This window comes from Glaesserella parasuis, from assembly GCF_002015085.1.
In the GTDB taxonomy this organism is placed as follows: domain Bacteria; phylum Pseudomonadota; class Gammaproteobacteria; order Enterobacterales; family Pasteurellaceae; genus Glaesserella; species Glaesserella parasuis.
Window position 1 is genome coordinate 1 of sequence record NZ_MUXW01000052.1, and the last position, 19,679, is coordinate 19,679.

At 39.0% G+C, this 19,679-nt stretch carries 19 protein-coding genes; 12 read left to right on the forward strand and 7 right to left on the reverse strand.

Annotation, left to right across the window (positions count from 1 at the left end; genetic code table 11):
- Positions 1–156 precede the first annotated feature (156 nt).
- From B0183_RS10565 to B0183_RS10580, 4 genes are all read right to left on the reverse strand, one after another.
- Positions 157–546 (reverse strand): YgiW/YdeI family stress tolerance OB fold protein, encoded by a 390-nt coding sequence (locus B0183_RS10565; RefSeq protein WP_078208769.1) that lies wholly within the window; start codon positions 544–546, stop codon positions 157–159.
- 283 nt (positions 547–829) lie between these two features.
- Entirely contained in the window at positions 830–2,911 is a 2,082-nt protein-coding gene (recG, locus tag B0183_RS10570) for an ATP-dependent DNA helicase RecG (protein ID WP_021116331.1), read from the reverse strand.
- A 112-nt stretch (positions 2,912–3,023) separates the two neighbouring features.
- Complete coding sequence (locus B0183_RS10575) at positions 3,024–4,229, reverse strand: ribosomal protein uL16 3-hydroxylase (RefSeq protein ID WP_078208770.1); 1,206 nt, start codon at positions 4,227–4,229, stop codon at positions 3,024–3,026.
- 100 nt (positions 4,230–4,329) lie between these two features.
- Positions 4,330–5,094 carry a BPL-N domain-containing protein gene (locus B0183_RS10580; RefSeq protein ID WP_075606639.1) on the reverse strand — a complete coding sequence of 255 codons (765 nt, stop codon included), beginning with the start codon at positions 5,092–5,094 and terminating at the stop codon, positions 4,330–4,332.
- An 83-nt stretch (positions 5,095–5,177) separates the two neighbouring features.
- Here B0183_RS10580 and B0183_RS10585 point away from each other — a divergent pair, with 83 nt between their 5' ends.
- The gene (locus B0183_RS10585; protein ID WP_044009283.1) at positions 5,178–5,744 is read left to right on the forward strand and encodes a biotin transporter BioY; all 567 of its coding nucleotides are present in this window, start codon (positions 5,178–5,180) and stop codon (positions 5,742–5,744) included.
- Between the two features lie 130 nt (positions 5,745–5,874).
- On the opposite strand, the gene B0183_RS10590 is transcribed toward B0183_RS10585, so the two are convergent.
- Positions 5,875–6,684, reverse strand: a complete 810-nt coding sequence (locus B0183_RS10590) for a Cof-type HAD-IIB family hydrolase (protein WP_021112890.1) — start codon at positions 6,682–6,684, stop codon at positions 5,875–5,877.
- Positions 6,685–6,807: 123 nt separating this feature from the next.
- Between B0183_RS10590 and B0183_RS10595 the strand changes: the two genes are divergently transcribed.
- Positions 6,808–7,485 (forward strand): phosphoribosyltransferase family protein, encoded by a 678-nt coding sequence (locus B0183_RS10595; RefSeq protein ID WP_021115350.1) that lies wholly within the window; start codon positions 6,808–6,810, stop codon positions 7,483–7,485.
- Here the strand turns inward: B0183_RS10595 and B0183_RS10600 are convergent.
- Positions 7,471–8,271 carry a TatD family hydrolase gene (locus tag B0183_RS10600; RefSeq protein ID WP_075605151.1) on the reverse strand — a complete coding sequence of 267 codons (801 nt, stop codon included), beginning with the start codon at positions 8,269–8,271 and terminating at the stop codon, positions 7,471–7,473. The genes B0183_RS10595 and B0183_RS10600 overlap by 15 nt on opposite strands.
- Positions 8,272–8,283: 12 nt before the next feature.
- Complete coding sequence (rnr, locus tag B0183_RS10605) at positions 8,284–10,590, reverse strand: ribonuclease R (protein ID WP_078208771.1); 2,307 nt, start codon at positions 10,588–10,590, stop codon at positions 8,284–8,286.
- 297 nt (positions 10,591–10,887) lie between these two features.
- Here rnr and B0183_RS10610 point away from each other — a divergent pair, with 297 nt between their 5' ends.
- The 10 genes from B0183_RS10610 (at position 10,888) to B0183_RS10655 (ending at position 19,569) form a co-directional block, all read left to right on the forward strand.
- Positions 10,888–12,225 (forward strand): anaerobic C4-dicarboxylate transporter, encoded by a 1,338-nt coding sequence (locus B0183_RS10610; RefSeq protein WP_078208772.1) that lies wholly within the window; start codon positions 10,888–10,890, stop codon positions 12,223–12,225.
- Between the two features lie 210 nt (positions 12,226–12,435).
- Entirely contained in the window at positions 12,436–13,782 is a 1,347-nt protein-coding gene (dnaA, locus tag B0183_RS10615; protein WP_021114324.1) for a chromosomal replication initiator protein DnaA, read from the forward strand.
- A 9-nt stretch (positions 13,783–13,791) separates the two neighbouring features.
- The gene (gene dnaN / locus B0183_RS10620) at positions 13,792–14,895 is read left to right on the forward strand and encodes a DNA polymerase III subunit beta (protein ID WP_005711096.1); all 1,104 of its coding nucleotides are present in this window, start codon (positions 13,792–13,794) and stop codon (positions 14,893–14,895) included.
- 31 nt (positions 14,896–14,926) lie between these two features.
- Complete coding sequence (locus B0183_RS10625) at positions 14,927–15,460, forward strand: YggT family protein (protein ID WP_075620817.1); 534 nt, start codon at positions 14,927–14,929, stop codon at positions 15,458–15,460.
- On the forward strand, positions 15,460–15,753 hold the full coding sequence (gene yggU, locus B0183_RS10630) for a DUF167 family protein YggU (protein WP_005711093.1): 294 nt from the start codon (positions 15,460–15,462) through the stop codon (positions 15,751–15,753). Before B0183_RS10625 ends, yggU begins: the two co-directional genes overlap by 1 nt.
- Positions 15,754–15,848: 95 nt before the next feature.
- Positions 15,849–16,628, forward strand: coding sequence for a cytochrome C assembly family protein (locus tag B0183_RS10635; RefSeq protein ID WP_078208773.1), 780 nt, complete (start codon positions 15,849–15,851; stop codon positions 16,626–16,628).
- A gap of 91 nt (positions 16,629–16,719) precedes the next feature.
- Entirely contained in the window at positions 16,720–17,982 is a 1,263-nt protein-coding gene (locus B0183_RS10640) for an HlyC/CorC family transporter (protein WP_078208774.1), read from the forward strand.
- Between the two features lie 170 nt (positions 17,983–18,152).
- Positions 18,153–18,446, forward strand: a complete 294-nt coding sequence (locus B0183_RS10645) for a hypothetical protein (RefSeq protein WP_078208775.1) — start codon at positions 18,153–18,155, stop codon at positions 18,444–18,446.
- A 256-nt stretch (positions 18,447–18,702) separates the two neighbouring features.
- Positions 18,703–18,918, forward strand: coding sequence for a hypothetical protein (locus B0183_RS10650; RefSeq protein ID WP_078208776.1), 216 nt, complete (start codon positions 18,703–18,705; stop codon positions 18,916–18,918).
- Positions 18,919–19,362: 444 nt separating this feature from the next.
- Complete coding sequence (locus tag B0183_RS10655; RefSeq protein ID WP_078208777.1) at positions 19,363–19,569, forward strand: hypothetical protein; 207 nt, start codon at positions 19,363–19,365, stop codon at positions 19,567–19,569.
- Positions 19,570–19,679 lie beyond the last annotated feature (110 nt).

Genomic DNA, 19,679 nt, shown 5'->3' on the forward strand with positions numbered 1-19,679 from the left:
TAGGTTTTTGGCAAATTCCGCTGCCAAGGCGTGAAGGTGTTTTTCGTTCATAATAAAATACCTGTGTCTGAATGTATTATCTCAGAAACAGGTATTTACACAAATTGTGGGAGAGGCTCAAATTATTTGCAAAAACAGACCGCTAGTGAGGATAAATTATTTCTTGGTAATCTGTTTTACATCCACTTGAACTTTGTTCCAATCTTTATCAACTTTACCACGAATTTGAATGGTATCTTGAGGACCGATATTTAAACCATTCCAAGCACGTTTACTTACATCAATTTCGATTTCGCCTGTTTTATCTTTAAAGATAAACTCGTCTTTGTCGATTTGTTTAACGATTTGTCCTTCAAGTAGTACAGGGGTGTCATCAGTTGCTTTAAGTGCATCTGCTACGCTTTTCACTGCAAGACTTTCATCAAAGAAACCTTGTGATTGATGTGTTCTTGCTTTGCCACCGTGACGATCACGATCACCATCGCCCTTTGCCATTGATACAGTAGAAACCGCTAATAATGTCGTTAAGATAATTGCTTTTTTCATAGAATACTCCGAATAATTAAAATAATAAGTATGAATAACGAAGGTTCTTGCCTTTCGTTGAGAGTATTAAAGCAAGTAAATCTTAAAAAATTCTTAAGAAGAAAAAAATTTTTTATATCTTTATTGATAATAAAGATATCTAATCTCTATTTACATTATGAATTGGAATCGACTAGAAAAATGATATACAAAAGTACTAGAAGAAGACTACTATTGCCTTTTTGAGGCCCAATAAAGGGAGAAAAATAAAGTTTTAGTATTGAATAAATAGAATAAAATCAAGTTACGCATTACTATAAACCGTCTTTTCATCAAGCCAACGGCGAATTAGCTGTTTAGCCGTATCAGGATATTTTAACGTTAGCTGTTTGGCGTAGTTCTGCACCAATGGGATCATCTTGCGATCTCGCATTAAATTCGCAATTTTGAACTCCGCCATACCTGTCTGTTTTGTGCCTAACACTTCACCCGGACCACGAATTTCCAAATCTTTTTCAGCAATCACAAAACCGTCTTGGCTATCTCTCAGTACCTGTAACCGTTTAGATGAAATTTTACCCAATGGGGCTTTGTACATCAAGACACAATGGGAAGCCGTCGCTCCACGTCCAACACGCCCACGCAGTTGGTGCAACTGTGCCAATCCCAAGCGTTCGGAATTTTCGATAATCATCAAACTGGCATTCGGCACATCTACACCGACTTCAATCACCGTTGTTGCCACCAACAAATCAATATTTGCCGCCTTAAATTCCGCCATAATTGCCTGTTTTTCCTGTGGTTTCATTCGCCCGTGAACCAACCCAATCCGCAAATCTGGCAAAGCACGTTGCAAATCTTCTGCAATGGCTGCCGCCGCTTGTGCTTCTAACACTTCCGACTCATCAATTAGCGTACAGACCCAATAGGCTTGGCGTTTTTCATTTTTACAGGCTTGATAAACACGGCGAACCACTTCATCTCGGCGATCTTCCGAAATCGCCACCGTCGTGATCGGCGTTCGCCCTGGGGGAAGTTCGTCAATAATGGACGTATCCAAATCCGCATAGACGGTCATCGCCAAGGTGCGTGGAATAGGCGTTGCGGTCATAATCAACTGGTGAGGATAGACATCGCCCTTCGCCCCTTTCTCGCGTAGGGTTAAACGCTGATGTACACCAAAGCGGTGCTGTTCATCAATAATCACAAGAGCAAGATGATGAAATTCCACCTGATCTTGAAACAGGGCGTGCGTGCCGATAATCATCTGAACATCGCCGTTTTTAATCGCTTCCAACTGAGCTGTTCTCGCTTTACCTTTCACTTTGCCAGCTAACCAGCCCACTTCAATCCCAAAAGGTCGCAACCAGTTGGCAAAATTGTGAGCGTGTTGCTCGGCGAGAATTTCGGTTGGTGCCATTAACGCCACCTGTTTACCATTGTCAATCGCCAGTAATGCCGCCAACGCAGCCACAAGGGTTTTACCTGAACCCACATCGCCTTGCACTAGTCGCATCATCGGAAAAGGTTTTGCCAAATCCTGTTCAATCTCCGCAGTCACACGGCTTTGAGCGTTGGTCGGTTGAAACAGCAAAGTGGCTAAAAAGCGTTGTTTTAAATCGGTTTGATAACATAGCGGTTCAGCAAAATGTTGTTGCACCCCCATTCGCACCTGTTGCATCGCCAAATTATGAGCCAACAGCTCTTCAAAAATCAGCCGTTTTTGTGCAGGGTGTTCGCCTTTATCTAACAATTCGGACGACACACTCGGTGGCGGTCTATGCAACAACTGCAAGGCTTCTTTTAAGCTATATTTGTGTGGATTAAATTCATCAGGAAGCAATTCTGCCACTTGCACACGCTCAAGTAACGCTAAGGCTTGATCGGTTAATTTACGCAAAGAGGCTTGCTTCAAGCCTTCGGTTGTCGGGTAAATCGGTGTTAATGTTTCTGCCAGCTCAAGCGGTTGATTTCCCCGAATAATTTGATATTCAGGGTGATGAATTTCTGCCATAAAGCGACCACGTTTAATCTCGCCAAAGGCTTTCACTCTTACGCCAGTTGCCAGACTATTTTTCATTCCCGCATTGAAATTAAAGAATTTCAGGGTAATTTTGCTTGTGCCGTCAGAAATTGTGGTACTTAAAATCGGACGACGACCAAATTGCACTTCCGTCAGTTGCACAAAGCCTTCAACCGTCGCAAAACTTTCAGGACGAACATCCGCAATCGGCGTGATCCGAGTACGGTCTTCATAGCGCATAGGCAAATGGAACAGCAGATCTTGCACATTATTAATGCCGATCCGACTGAGTTTCTCTGAAATTGCCGCCCCAACACCCGAAAGGGCGGTTAGCGGTACACCGTCTAATAGTTGTTGGCTCATTGTAAAATGGTTGTGGAAAATAACCGCTTGATTGTATGCTACATAGAGAGGGCTAAAGTAGCCCTTAGGAACAAAAAATAAAGATAGTCCCTAGTATGAATAGAGAAAGAAATTATTTTTTATCCATCAACACTACCCAACCACTATCTAACCAATCACAAAGTGTATCGAGTAAGAGTTCTAATTCATCTTGATTTTCAGCCTTAGAAGCAAGTTTATTCCACGAAATCGCATCACCGTTGGCAATACGGATTAACAAATTAGCTTCGGCTTCATTAAGTTCATCAATCCACTCACCATTGACATAAACGCGTAACGGGTTCTCAGTATAAAGGATTTTAACGTTCGCATCTTGTTGTACCCAACCACCCGCTTCTAGCACCTCCTGTACTTCGTCAGGATAAAACTCGTTGTCTTCGGTTAATTGTTCATAACGACGCGTACTCACGGCAGTAGCAACACTATGCGTAAAGATTTCATCAAACTGAGTAGAGTTTTGCAATAAGTCGATCAAACGTGCTTTTAATGTAGCAACCATTTTTGGATCAAGTAAGGCGTTCGGTTGCATATTTGGCGACAAACGGAATGGGATTGCAAATTGTGAATTTGGGATAATTTCCCCTTGATGTTCAATGGTTTTACATAGGTTTTCAAGTAAATCTGTAGCATTAGGGAAACGTAAACCAAAAGAGAAAGTTAAGCAGTCATCTTGTGCTACGCCATAATGAGAAAGGCGTGACGGTACATAAAGTACATCACCTGGTGCAAGCACCTCATCAAAAATCAATTCGCCCATATCATCAAAAATACGGATAGGTTGGTTTGGTTTAAATTCAGTGCTAGGGTCGCACCATTTGCCTAACTGCCAACGACGATGCCCATAGCCTTGCACAAGGAAAACATCATATTCATCATAGTGTCTGCCAACAGAACCGCTAGCAGGAGCGTAAGAAACCATAATATCATCACGTTGCCATTGCGGGATATAGTCAAATGCTTGCCATAATGCACCAAGTTCTGGCGACCACTGTTCAAGATTTTGCACTAATACAGACCACTGCTCAGGTAAATTTTCAAAATCTTCAGCCGATAACGGACTACGCTTGAGCGACCATTTCTCACCTTCTGCTGTTTGATGTGTTTGGATCAAACGAGAAGTTACTTCCTCTTCCTGAGCTAATTCAATAATGTCTTGAGGCTCAAACAGCCCCACAATTTGTGGTAATCCATTACGAATTAAAAGCGGTCGTTTTTGCCAATAATTTTGCAAAAAGTCTTCAGCAGAAATATTTTCAGGTAAGCAGAACGGGATATTCATAGTCAGCTCCTTATATCGCAATCTAAAGTAGCATTTTAGCAATCAATAGCGTAATTGCCAAACAACTCTGCGTGGTTATTTACAAGTTTTGTTAGTTCTTTCATATAGTAGATACCTTATCTAGCAGTCTTCTAATTTTTTTCCAGATATAATTGCTATCCATTTGTTTAATCTGGTTATAGATAGATTGTTCTAGAATGTATTCTGATAAGTGTAGAGTATCTCTTATGATATATTGCTCATAAATTTCGGGCTGTAATTCAAAGTGAACACCAGAGAGTAAGAATTTACCTTTACCATAAGATCCACAAACAATGGCTGGGCGATTTGCAGAATAGCAAGCAACCACAGTCTCTGCATCCTCTACTTCACTCAAAAACATTGGACCGCCATGATAGTAAAATTTTGATTGGGTGTTATTTGGAAAAGTTAATGTGGCAAAGGTTTTTGATGCGGCTGTTCCATCGTAGTAGTACTGATTAGTCAAATCCGGCAATGAACCAACAGCTTTCCCGTTAAAAAGCGCTAATTCCCTGTTCTCAAAAATTTGATAACCATCTCCAGTAAATTCGATGGTCTTTGTTGCATAATAAGCACCGGCACAAATTCCAAGATAAAAACCACCACATTGTACAAACTGCCGAATATGTTGGTTCCCTTTTCCATTTAATTTTGCACAATAAGGGAGATCAGCGCCGCCTGGCATAATCAACATTTGACAATGTTCTAGCTCATTATCAATAATGTGCTGTGCAGTAATAGTTTTTGTGGGTAAACCAAGATTTGTAGCAATTGCAAGTTGCAAAGATGCTACCCCTACATCACTCACCCCATCATCTACATAAATACAAACTGGTTTTACCATCTTACTTATTGCCCTAAAACAGTTACTTTTTAGTGTAAGTCTAGTATAATCTGAACCCATTTTCCAATTTAAAGGAAGTAACTATGTTTATAACACAACTTTCTCAGACTAAAAAATGGTTAGAGGCAAACCAATCTCTTTCTTTTATTTTGAAATCTCTTATTGGTGCAAATCTTATTGCGGTTTTTGCTCAAATTTCTGTGCCAATGTATCCCGTTCCAATTACAGGTCAGACGCTAGCATTAACCGTAGTTGGTTTTGCATTGGGGCGTAAAGCTGCTGTTTCTGCAGTATTACTTTATTTATTTGAAGGTGTGATTGGTTTACCAGTATTTGCTAATGGTGGATCTGGATTTCAATCATTATTAGGCCCATCAGGTGGATATTTAATTGGTTTTGTACCGACAGCTTATTTATTAGGATACTTTAGTGATAAAGGTATTTTAAAATCTTTCTGGAAAAGTGTTGTGGTAGCATTAGCTGCGACTGTTATTACTTTCGTTTTTGGATTAGCTCAACTTTCACTTTTTGTACCAAGCGATAAAGTGCTTGAATTCGGTTTATATCCATTCATTATTGGCGGAGTTATTAAGGCTGTACTTGCTAGTTTGTTGGTTATTCCGTCCTATAAATTCTTTTCAAAATTATGATTGCTTAACGGCTCTGCAAGGTCAGCTTAATATTTCTAGTTAAGCACAATAGACAAAAGAGTTCGTGTTAATTGTTTTCTTTATTACCACAAACTCTTTTTGTTTACATTCGTTAAACACTTTCAGCAAGTTAAATCACCCCTAACTTTTCTAAAGCCACCAAAATACCATCTTGTTCAATCGGCAAAGTGACATAATCTGCCACCGCTTTTAACTCGTCTTCCGCATTGCCCATTGCAACCCCAAAGCCTACGGTAGCAATCATTTCCAAATCATTTAGACCATCACCAAACGCCATCGCATTTTCAATACCAAAACCAAAATGGTTGAGAACATCTTCAATACCGCGTGCTTTTGAGTTGTTTTTATTTAACAAATCCACCGAATATTTATGCCAACGCACTTCTTTTAAATCATCTTCTAAAATGCCTGAACGAATAACTTCTTCCGTACGTTCTTGCGGAAAGAATGCCAATAGCTGAATAACCAAGTGATCCAAATAAAAATTCGGATCGACAATATAATCTTCTTTAATTGGGCGCAACGACTCTTCCACTTCTGCTGTATTTTTAGATACAGCAATTTGTTCTGCTGTCACAAAGGCATACTCAATCTGCAACGCCTGCAGTTTGGCTAATATACGCTCAATACGTTCAGTTGTTAGCGGATATTCACTGATAACCTGATCTCGATAAAGGTTATATTGTCCGTTTGTCGTCACAAACAGATCAAAACCTTTTTCATTCATTAACGGCTTGATTGCTTTAGGAAAAGCTCCGTAAGTTCTACCCGTGGCAATCGCAGGGATAATCCCTTTAGCTCGTAAACGAGGAAGTACTTGCTCTGAAATAGACAGCGGAATACGGGTTTCTTTTTTGTAATATAAGGTTTCATCAATATCAAAAAACACAATTTTGATTGGGGCAGTTGGCTTTTGCATAACATCTCCTTTTATGTTTAATCTGTGAAATTTTACTCTTTTTTCGATCCGTGTCACAAAAATTTCCCAAACTTCTCTTAAAAAACTTGATAGAGTTCAAAGAAAAAAGTTATTGAGGAAAAGATGAACGACTGGGGATTTCGCTGTGTACATTGCGACAGACGGCTTGCCATTGCATCACACGGTATTTGTAGCCGTTGTAATGATCTGCTAAAACGCCACTGCTACTGTGGTGGCTGTGGAAGTTTTCTGTTAAGCGATCACAATTACTGTGGAAATTGTTTAAAGAATGAACCTAAATGGCATCGCATCGTGCAAATTTCCCAATATAAACCACCGCTTGCAGAATGGATCCACCGCTTCAAATTTCAACAGCAATATTGGCTTGATCAACCATTAGCACGACTGCTACTACTTGCTATTTATCAAGCTAGACGAACACATCAGCTCACATTGCCCGAAGTGATTTTACCCGTGCCGTTATATTGGCAACGTGAATGGCAACGAGGCTACAATCAAGCGGTGCTTTTAGCCCAACAGTTAGCAAAATGGCTTCATCTGCCAATGGATAAAGAGAGTTTACAACGTATTCGAGCTACCCAACCGCAACGAGAGCTGACAGGTCAAGAACGTCGTAAAAATCTACGAGGGGCTTTTATTTATCAACCGAAACAGCCTTATCAACGGGTAGCGATTGTAGATGATGTGGTCACCACAGGTTCAACCTTGAATGCGATTTGTGCCGAGTTACTCAAACAGGGAGTAAAGGAAATTCAGGTATGGACGTTAGCGAAAACCTAACCAAAATAACCTTTCACTTGTCTGCCAAATGGTTTCGGCAATCTGCTCAGGAGTTTCACGACGTAATTCACATAATGCGTTAAAACTCACGTTCAAACGCTCTGAACGGTTCGGCTCGCCTTGATAACCAAAGACAGGCATATCAGGGGCATCGGTTTCAAGTAGTAAACTTTCCAAAGGTAATTTACGCATTGTTTCTCTAGTTTTATTTGCTCTTTGGTAGCTTATCGTACCGCCCACCCCGATTTTATAACCTAAATCAACAAAACGCTTCGCTTGTTCATAACTTCCCGCAAACCCGTGTATAACACCTGTTCGAGCAAGTTGTGCTTTTTTCAAAAAAGTAAAAAGCTGATCGTGGCTTTTACGAGAGTGTAAATTCACAGGCAAATCATACCGCTTGGCAAAAGCTAATTGTGCTTCTAAAAATGCACATTGTTTATGCCACAGCTCAGGCGTACAAACCGCTTCAACCGCTCGTTCTAAGCCAATCTCGGCAATTGCCGTGCAATGCGGATCTTGGCGTTGCAGATAGCTTTCAAGTAAATCCAAATCGGCTGTTTGATGTTCGGCAATATAAAGGGGATGTAAGCCTAAGCCATACACAATATGATTTGGTTCAGCTTGGCTACAAGCGGAGACTTGCTCAAAGTTTTTTGCAGAAATTGCCACAACTAAAATTCGCTCAACCTGCTGGGCTTTAGCATTATGCATTAATTGCGAAACAGAGAGATTGAGATCTTGAGCAAGATAGTCTAGGTGTGTGTGGGTATCGAAAAAACGCATATTCATCTTCGCTCAATACTTACTTTTACTCGATTTTCTATTTATGGACTTGGTTCTCGCATTTTTTATCTTAACTTCCTTAAACACAGGCTTTTCTGCCTTCGCTTTTTTCTTCGCTGTTTTGCCTTCACCACGAGCTTTGCGTAAGCTGGTCACCAACACAAAATCAATTTTTTTATCATCAAGATTTACCCCGATCACTTTAACCCTAACAGGATCGCCCAAGCGGTACATTACGCCGTTTTCGCCGACAAGACGCTGGCGGTCGCTGTCGAAATGGTAATAGCCGTTATCTAAAGTTGAAATGTGGACTAAACCGTCGATCAGCAGTTCATTGAGTTTTACGAACAAACCAAATCCCGTTACGCTGGAAATCACGCCGTCAAACACTTCGCCGATATGATCTTGCATATATTCACATTTCAGCCAATCAGCCACTTCTCGTGTAGCTTCATCTGCTCGACGTTCCGTTGCAGAACATTTTTCACCGAAAATATCCATATCGTCGATCTGATAGTGATAGCCACCGCCATCGGTATAGTGACGCTTGTTGCCTTTTTCCTTTTCAATCAAATACTTAATGGCACGATGTAATAACAAATCAGGATAACGACGGATCGGAGAAGTGAAATGGGCATATTCCGTCAATGCCAAGCCAAAATGTCCTTCATTATCAGGGGAATAGACCGCTTGTTTGAACGAGCGAAGTAACATTGTCTGAATTAATTCAGCATCAGGACGTTCTTTGACCTGTTCTAGCAATTCGGCGTAATCTTTTGGTGTTGGACGCAAACCGCCATTTAAGCATAAACCACACTCTTTTAAGAAAGTACGGAAACTGGTGAGCTTCTCTTCACTCGGTTGAGCGTGAATACGGAATAAGGCTGGTTCATTTGCTTCTTCTACAAAACGAGCAGAAGCAATGTTGGCTAAAATCATACACTCTTCAATGATTTTATGTGCATCATTGCGGATCACAGGCTCAATGCGTTCAATACGCCCTTGTGGATTGAAAATAAATTGATTTTCCACCGTTTCAAACTCAATCGCACCACGTTGGTGACGAGTATTCAGCAACACCTTATACATTGCGTGCAACTCTTCCAAATGTGGCACAAGATAAAAATAACGCTCACGAAGTGCTTCGTCGCCTTCCAAAATGTTCCACACTTTTGTATAAGTTAAGCGAGCGTGCGAGTTCATCACCGCTTCATAGAATTTATAACCCAGTAACTTACCGCTTTCAGACACCACCATTTCTGCCACTAAGCAGAGCCGATCTACTTGCGGATTTAATGAACATAACCCATTTGATAGCACTTCAGGTAACATCGGGATCACACGATTAGGGAAATAGACCGAATTACCACGCTGTTGTGCTTCAAGATCAAGGGCAGTTTTTGGGCGAACATAGTAACTCACATCTGCAATCGCCACCCACAAACGCCAGCCGTTGCTCTCTTTTTGACAAAACACCGCATCATCAAAATCTCTCGCACTTTCGCCATCAATTGTTACTAACGGCAAATCACGCAGATCAACCCGACCTATTTTTGCTTCCTCAGGCACTTCTTCGTTAAATTGACGCACCTGTTTTTCCACACCTTCTGGCCAAACGTGCGGAATATCGTGGTTACGCAGAGCAATTTCGATTTCCATACCTGGTGCAAGATTATCCCCTAGAATTTCCGTAATCACACCAACAGGGCGTTTGAAATCTGCTTTGCGTGGCTGAAGTTCAACCACAACCACTTGCCCCATTCTCGCCCCTAGACGATGTTCTTCAGGAATCAAAATATCCTGATTGATACGACTATCATCAGGCACCACATAATTGATGCCACTCTCAGTGAAAAAACGTCCAACAATCTGCTTTTTGCGTGCTTCAAGCACACGTACAATCCGTACTTCTTTACGCCCACGACGGTCAATTCCATTCGGTTGAGCCAGCACAAAATCACCGTGCATCACACGGTTCATCTGACTATTCGGAATAAACCAGTCATCATCGCCTTCAACTTGCAAAAAGCCGTAACCATCACGGTGTCCAATCACCGTGCCTTTGATTAAGTCCATTTTTTCAGGCAAGGCATAACGTTTTTTCTTAGTAAAGACTAACTGCCCATCATTTTCCATCGCACGCAAACGACGACGCACCGCTTCTTGACGTTCTTCATCATAAAGATGAAACGCTTCAAGCAACTCTTCTCTGCTCATCGGAGCGTCATAGTCACGAATGGTTTGTAAAATAAATTCCCTGCTTGGCACAGGGTTCTCATATTTCTCGAGTTCTTTTTGGTAATTTGGATCAACGATCATTCTATTATTCTCTTTATAAAATTATATAACTTATTGTTTTTATTATTGAAATGTAAATTCAGAAGTAGGTTCGGTTGGGAAATGAATTTAGATCAGATAACTTGACTGGGGGGATTTTAACACAGAGAAGAGGTTTTGTACGAAAAAGATCTCTGTTCTTCTTTTTATAATAAAAAACAAAGGGTTAATTCTTTATAAAAATAACAAAAATTTGATCTAGTTAAAACCTACCACTTCCATCTTCAAATTCAACTAGATAGAATTTATCCTGTTTTATTATTACTTAACGAGGTTTGTATGCTCTATTTTGAGTTTTTACTATTATTAGCGTTTCTCTATGTAGGTAGCCGTTTTGGCGGTATCGGTCTAGGGGTTGTTTCGGGAATTGGTTTAGCCGTTGAAGTATTTATTTTACGTATGCCACCAGGTAAGGCACCTGTGGACGTCATGTTAATTATCTTAGCTGTTGTAACCTGTGCATCTATTTTAGAAGCGGCTGGCGGTTTAAAATATATGCTCCAAATTGCAGAACGTATTCTGCGTAAAAATCCAAAACGTGTCACACTTTTAGGTCCAATTGTTACCTATATCATGACATTTATGCTTGGAACTGGACACTCTGTATATTCGGTAATGCCAATTATTGCAGATATTGCATTAAAAAATAAAATCCGACCTGAGCGTCCAATGGCTGCGGCCTCTGTTGCATCGCAATTAGCTATTACATCAAGCCCACTTTCTGCAGCAGTAGTATTCTATCTTGCACGGATTACAGAATTACCAGGGTTTGAAAATGTAACCTTACTTAATATCATTTCTGTAACTGTTCCTGCGACTTTTGCAGGTACAATTGCCTTATCACTATATAGCTTACGTCGTGGTAAAGAGTTAGAAGATGATCCAGAATATCAACGCCGTTTACAAGATCCAATCTGGCGTGAGCGTATTCTAAGTACAACAAGTACAACTTTAAATGATGTATTGCCAGCTGGTGCTAAAACCGCAGTATTGTTATTCTTACTTTCACTAATCACCATTGTTGTAATCGCAATGTTCCCTGAAATTCGTACTGTGGCAACAGGTGAGAAAGTGAAACCAATTTCAATGTCACTTATCATTCAAATGATGATGCTCTGCTTTGGTGGTATTATTCTTCTTGCAACAAGAACTAATCCACAAACTGTACCAAATGGTGTGGTGTTTAAATCAGGTATGGTTGCAGCAATTGCTATTTTCGGTATTGCGTGGATGAGTGGTACATACTTCCAATATGCAATGCCACAATTTAAAGCAGGTATCACTGAAATGGTTGAAACATACCCTTGGACCTTTGCATTAGCTCTTTTTGCAGTATCTGCGGTGATCAACGGCCAAGCACCAACTGCCGTAATGATGTTACCTGTTGGTATCGACTTAGGTTTGCCCGCTCCATTATTAGTTGGTCTAATGCCTGCAACTTACGCTTACTTCTTCATTCCTAACTATCCATCAGATATTGCGACAGTAAACTTTGACGTAACAGGAACAACGAAGATCGGTAAATTCTACTTCAACCATAGCTTTATGGTTCCAGGATTAATTGGTGTACTTGTCGCTTGTTGTGTAGGCGTGGCAATTGCGAATGTAGTTATTTAATCCTACATAATGTGAGAAGTCGTGCGGAATATATGCATTATATATTCCGCCTATTTTTATCAAAAAACATAAATTCATCGGTTCTCTTTTAATCTATTTTTGGCCAGAAAAATCTACAAGTATTTGAGAAATAAATTATTTAATCCATAAAAATTTCAAGATCTTGATCATTTTTTCGGGTATGATAACGATCTTCTCAACCCTATTAATTTGGAGCAAACTGTGTCTTCCCTTTGGTCTGATTGTTTAACTCACTTACAAGCAAAAGTATCGCCAACTGATTACAGCACTTGGCTACGTCCGTTGCAAGCGAGTGCAACTAGCTCTGAATTAGTGTTGTACGCTCATAATCAGTTTGTAGCAACTTGGGTGAAAGATAAATTTTTAGGGGAGATTGTTACCCTTGCTCGATCTTTAAGCAAAAATGAGCAGTTGCAAGTGGAGATCCGAGTAGGGATCAAACCAGCAGAACAAGCGGTGACTTCTGTTGCACCAACTGCAACGCCACCGCAAGAAACGCAAGCTACTGCATTACGTTCTGGACTTACTGAAACGCTCACCTTTGATAACTTTGTTCAAGGGAAGTCTAACCAACTCGCTAAAGCCGTTGCTCAACAGGTTGCAAGTAACCCTGGTGAAAGCCACTGCAATCCATTTTCGTTATATGGCGGAACAGGTCTTGGTAAAACGCACTTGTTGCACGCAATCGGTAATGAAATCCTAAAACAAAACCCGAATGCGAGAGTGGTTTATATTCACTCAGAGCGTTTTGTGCAGGATATGGTCAAAGCGATTAAAGCGAACACCATTGAGAATTTCAAAAAATTCTATCGCTCTCTTGATGTGTTGATGATTGACGATATTCAGTTTTTTGCGAACAAAGAGGCAACACAAGAGGAATTTTTCCATACCTTTAACTCCTTATTTGAACGAAGTAAGCAGATTATTGTGACTTCCGATGTATTTCCGAAAAACATTGAGAATATAGAAGAACGTATCCGCTCTCGTTTAAGTTGGGGGGTTAATGCGGCGATTGAACCGCCAGAGCTAGAAACTCGTGTGGCAATTTTAATGAAAAAAGCGGAAGAACGAGGCATTGAATTAAGTGAAGATGTCGCCTTTTTCTTAGGGCAAAAACTCAGAACTAACGTGCGTGAATTAGAAGGGGCGTTAAATCGTGCAATTGCGTGGAGCAATTTCACCAGCCGTCAGATCACAATTGATGCGGTACGAGAAGCCTTAAAAGATCTGATTGCCTCTTACGATCACTTAATTACCATTGAGAATATTCAGAAAACCGTCGCTGAGTATTACAATATCAAAATGGCGGATTTAAAATCAAAAAGTCGTACGCGTTCCGTGGCTCGTCCACGCCAAATGGCAATGGCATTAGCAAAAGAGCTGACTAACCACAGTTTGCCTGAAATCGGACGTGAATTTGGCGGACGTGATCACACAACGGTGATGCACGCCTGCAAAACCATTAATGAGCTGAGAGATACTGATAACAGTATCCAAGAAGATTACACCAATTTAACACGCAAATTATCGTCTTAAGGAATTGTTATGCAATTTACTATTACCCGTGAGCAGTTACTCAAGCCGTTACAACAGGTTTGTGGCGTATTAACCAGTCGTCCAACATTACCTGTAATCAACAACATTTTGCTAGAAATTGAAGGAAGCCGTTTATCTTTAACGGGAACTGATTTAGAGGTAGAGCTTACTACCCAAGCGGAGCTGTTTGAAGCGGTCAGTTTCTCAGGAAAATTTACTATTCCTGCGAAAAAGTTTTTAGATATTTGTCGTAGCTTACCTGATGATAGCGTAATTTCGGTGCAGTTTGATGAAGATCGTGTCTTTATCCGTGCAGATCGCAGTAAGTTCAATCTAGCAACCTTACCTGCTTCGGATTACCCAAGTTTAATGGACTGGAAACCTGAAGTAGATTTCACGATTGAACAAGCGACTTTAGCTCGTTTAATTGAAGCAACACAATTTTCAATGGCAAACCAAGATGCCCGTTATTTCTTAAACGGTATGAAGTTTGAAACTGAAGGCAATTTATTGCGTTCAGTGGCAACGGACGGACACCGTCTTGCTGTATGTACAATGGCATTAAATCAAGAGCTTTTAACCCATTCTGTGATTGTGCCACGCAAAGCGGTATTAGAATTAGTCCGCTTGGTGGGTCATAATAACGAAAGTGTTCGCCTAGAAATCGGTACAAGCAACTTGCGTGTATCAATGAATGGCATTGTATTTACATCAAAACTGATTGATGGACGTTTCCCTGATTACCGTCGAGTATTGCCACGCAATGCAGATCGTATTTTAGAGGCAGATGCTGAAGTGTTAAAACGTGCCTTAGTGCGTGCGGCGATTTTATCAAACGAACGCTTCCGTGGCGTGCGTTTAGCCCTAAATCAAAATCTGTTAAAAATTACGGCAAATAACCCAGAGCAAGAAGAAGCGGAAGAGATCATTGATGTCTCTTATCAAAGTGCAGAGATGGAAGTAGGCTTTAATGTGAGCTATCTGTTAGATGTGCTTAACACATTAAAATGCCAGCGTGTGCGTATCAGCCTTGTAGATGCAAGTTCAAGCTGTTTAATTGAAGATTGCGATAATGCTACGGCGGAATATGTGATTATGCCGATGAGATTGTAACTTCAGATGTAGTTATATTTGGAGAAATAAAATGGAATTCTTAGCCCCTTTTATTAAAATTGTGGTTGGTTTTTTTAGCTTTATGTTAGTGTTGCGGACTTGGCTACAGTTCTGTCGAATTGATCCTTATATGCCGATTTCACAAACGTTAATGCGTTTAACCAATCCTGTGTTAAACCCGTTAAGCAAGCTGATCCCAACGGTAAAAGGGATTAATTTTGCTGCATTGCTTTTAGCTGCAGGAATTGTTGCATTACAATTTATGTTATTTGGTGTTGATGTACCAAGATCTGTGCTTATCGGCTTATTGAGTATCATCAAAATCTTTGGGCAAATTCTCTTTTTTACCACCTTAATTCGAGCCTTAATGAGTTGGGTGACACAGGGAAATCACCCGTTAGATTATACCATTGCCCAAATTACTGAGCCTGTACTCGGTATTATCCGTAAAATTTTACCAAAAACAGGTATGTTAGACTTCTCTGTAATGGTTCTTGGTTTTGCATTGCTCTTTATTAATAGCTTGTTTTACCAAGTCTTTGGACAACTATGGGCTGTGGCGTAATGCAAGCGGTCGAATTTTGTGAAAATCCGCAAGGTATTCGCTTGCGGATTTTTTTACAACCGAAAGCAAGTCGAGATCAGATTGTCGGTTTACACGATAACGAACTCAAAATTGCTATTACCGCTCCACCTATCGATGGGCAGGCAAATGCTCACTTGCTGAAATATCTAAGTAAGTTATTTAAAGTCCCCAAAAGCAGTATTGTGTTGGAAAAGGGCGAATTACAACGCCATAAGCAAATTTTTGTGCCTGAACCGAAGCTCATTCCAAAAGAGATTGAAGTATTAGGTTAAACACTGAAAAATTTCTATTTTTCCATAGCAAAACAGCGATAAAACTGCTAATTTACACCTATTGAAAACCATTCTTAATTGAGAGAGAAATTGAAATGTTATTTGCGGTATTGACCATTGTGGCTTATTTAGGTGCTTTATTATGGATTATGCCAACACTTGCTCATCTTGATACGGATAAACAACCGAATATCCGTGCAGTATTGCTTTTGGGCTTAGTTGCTGTACTTTGCCATATTATTAGCATTTCTCAACATCTGGTTGTCAATGGTGGACAAAATTTTACCATTGTAAATGTTGCTTCTCTGATCAGTGTGATTATTAGTGCTTTGGCGACTTTCGCTTTAACTCGATGGAAAACGGTGTGGTTTCCATTGTCTGTGATTTATCCGCTGGGTATTGTTACTGTCACCTTATCTACCTTTGTCGCAGGCAGTTTTATTAAACAGCTGTCCGAAAATCTAGGGTTAATGCTCCATTTAGGCATTGCCATTGCTTCTTATGCGTTATTTTTTATCGCTCTACTTTATGCGGCTCAACTTAAATGGCTAGACAAAAATCTTAAAAGTAAAAAAATGGCATTTTCTCCCGTTGTGCCTCCATTAATGACCGTCGAACGTCACTTTTTTACCTTAACAATGGTGGCTCAAGGATTGCTCACAGTCGCTCTTGTCACGGGAATGATCTACTTACACAACTTCTTTGCACCAGAACATATTCACAAAGCGATTTTTTCTTTCATTGCGTGGATTGTGTATAACATCTTATTATTGGGACAATGGAAACTCCGCTGGCGAGGAAATCGGGTGCTAATTTATTCAATTTCAGGTATGATACTGCTTTCGGTTGCCTATTTTGGCAGTCGAATGGTGTAATACCACTAAGGTAGCGGTTAGATTTGTTCTCTGTATTGCAAATTTTTTATTTATCTAACCGCTTGTGACTAACAAGTATAGGACTTTTATTTTGGACACGATCCCCCTGAGTAGTTTATTCATCACACTAGCTATTCTTCTATTGCTTTCTGCATTCTTCTCTGGCTCTGAAACAGGGCTAATGTCGTTAAACCGCTACCGTATACGTCACCTTGCTGATAAAGGGCATAAAGGGGCAAAACTTGCTGAAAAACTGTTATCGAGAACAGATGTTTTATTAAGTCTAATTTTAATCTGTAATAATCTTGTCAATATTGCCGCTTCCGCAATTGCAACGATGATCGGTATGCAGTTATCTGGCGAAGCAGGTGTAGCGATTGCTACGGGATTACTTACCTTTGTGATGTTGGTTTTCTCTGAGATTTTACCTAAAACCATTGCCGCACTGTATCCTGAAAAAGTTGGCTTTACTGTTAGTTATATTCTTATGCCATTACAAAAATTATTGATGCCACTAGTGTTCTTTATGAACCTCATCATTAATGGCTTGATGAAATTATTCCGTATCCGCAAGTCTGAAAAATCAGGATTAAGTGCAGAAGAATTACGAGGGGTTGTACTTGAAGCAGGGAAATTTATCCCAACGGCTCACCAAGAGATGTTAGTGTCAATTCTTGATATGGAAAAAGTTACTGTTGATGACATTATGGTGCCTCGCAATGATATTGGCAGTATTGACATTGACGATGATTGGAAATCCATTATGCGTCAGCTCACAGGTGCAGCCCACGCTCACGTTGTGATTTATAAAAGCGATATGGATAAAAACTTGCTCGGTATGTTGCGTGTTCGAGAAGCGTTTCGCTTAATGTTAGAACGTAATGAATTTACCAAAGAGCAACTTATCCGTGCAGTAGATGAGATCTATTTCATTCCAGAAGGAACGCCATTAAATACCCAGTTGATGAATTTCAAAAATAACAAAAAACGTATTGGTTTAGTAGTTGATGAATATGGCGATATTAAAGGGTTGATTACGCTTGAAGACATTTTAGAAGAAATTGTGGGGGAATTTACCACTTCAACTGCACCATCATTGGAAGAAGAAGTGAAGCCACAATCAGATGGCTCTGTGCTGATCGAAGGCTCAGCTAATTTACGCGACTTAAATAAACTCTTTGACTGGAATTTGCCATTAGATGAAGTCAGAACCTTTAATGGATTAATTTTAGAACATCTTGAAAAAATCCCTGACGAAGATACGCAATTTACCCTACTTAATTTAAAAGTTACGGTACTTGAAGTATCCGATAATATGGTGAAGTTGGCGAGGGTTGAGCCGATTTCAAAATAACACAACTTTCCCTTGAGGTTTTATTTGGTTAATATTATGTGACAATTAAGTTCTACATAATACTAACAAGCATAGTATACAAAACTATTGGTGGATACTGGCTTAAAACCTCGTACTACACCGCTTTTAATAAACAAGGATGAGAGAATGAAAAATCTTTTAAAACCTTTTTGCTACTTGCTACTCTTATACCATTTTTAATATCCAATAGTTATGCATTTCCAAACAATAAAGAAACTCCTTTTAATGGAAAAGATTTACCTTTAGAAAAATATAAACAATATGAATTTCCAAATGCATCACAAGTTTTTTTTAAAAATAAAAATGATTTTAATACAACAGATTTCAACTGGATTTACCCTATTGAAAACACATACAAAATCGCAAAAAACATAAATGGTAAATATTACAAATCAGCCCAAGATTCTGTTGGTGTATTCAGTAATAAAAAAGTCATGAAATAGCTATTACCGATAATTTTCTTTATTATAAAAAACAACAACCAAACGCTTTTTATGGTGAAGCTATTGGTTTTGGTTATAGCGATTTAAAAACACATACTAATATAGTTGATAATCATGATTTTGAAGTATATCAAGTTGTTGATAAATTTTCTCCTTTAAATAAAATCAATTTAATTCAGGTTGGAAATCCAAATGATTTTTATCATGCTATAAAATATTCAGCTTATAAAAAACTTTTAAACAAGATAATCTTTTAGTGTTATCACAAGGTAATAATCGTTTAAAAGAAGGCAATATGTGGATTACTCTTTTCAAAGAAAAAGGAGTTGATTTATCTAAAAACATTTTAGTAACATCCACTTATAACGAAAAAAGAAATTGGTGCGGCATGTTAGCAGATATTTGTGTTATTACAAACGTTCGTAATGAATTAACCAACAATTTAGGGGGTGCATCTTTTTCAACCCAATAGTTATGGTTTAGCTTCTGCTATAAAAAATATTTATCTTTTTAAACAACCGATCAAATCAAAAATGTTATTATTTCAACCACTAACGATGTTGGAGAAAAAGGGATTGATAAAGTTTATGAACAAGGGTTAATTAATATTTCTCGTGCGTTAGGTTTACACGGTGAATTTAAAGATAATGAAATTTTTGATTTATCATTAGATAATCATTTATCACCTGAAAATCCAATTTACACATTCTCAAATGAATTAAGAGGAAAAAATGTTAAAGTATATTTTAAAAATGCATTTAAAAACGAACGGATTAACTTTAACGCCAATAATACTATTTCTGGTGATTTCATTATTGAAAAAGCACAGTTAAATATTGATGGGGATTATCGAAATGTTACTGTTAATTCAAATAAAGCTAACATTTCTGATTTTGGTAGAATTAAAAAACTTAATATGTTCAATAGCGATTTTTATGTTTTCTCTTATTATACTCAAAAAGAAAACAGTTACGCTTTATTTTCCGATGAATTTAATATTGAAAATTCTTCTGTTCATCTCTATTTAGGGAATATTTTAAAAGGTTATCAAATCAATATTTCTGATAGTAATATCATTGTTGATTTTAATTTATTAGAAAAAGAAAAAAGTTCCTTCAAATGAAATTCCTATTATTTCTGCCAGAGATAATTTGAACTTTGAAAACAATCAACTTGTTGTTTTAAACTCAAAATCCCAGTATAAATTAAAGGGACCCTATCCCAAATTCTGTG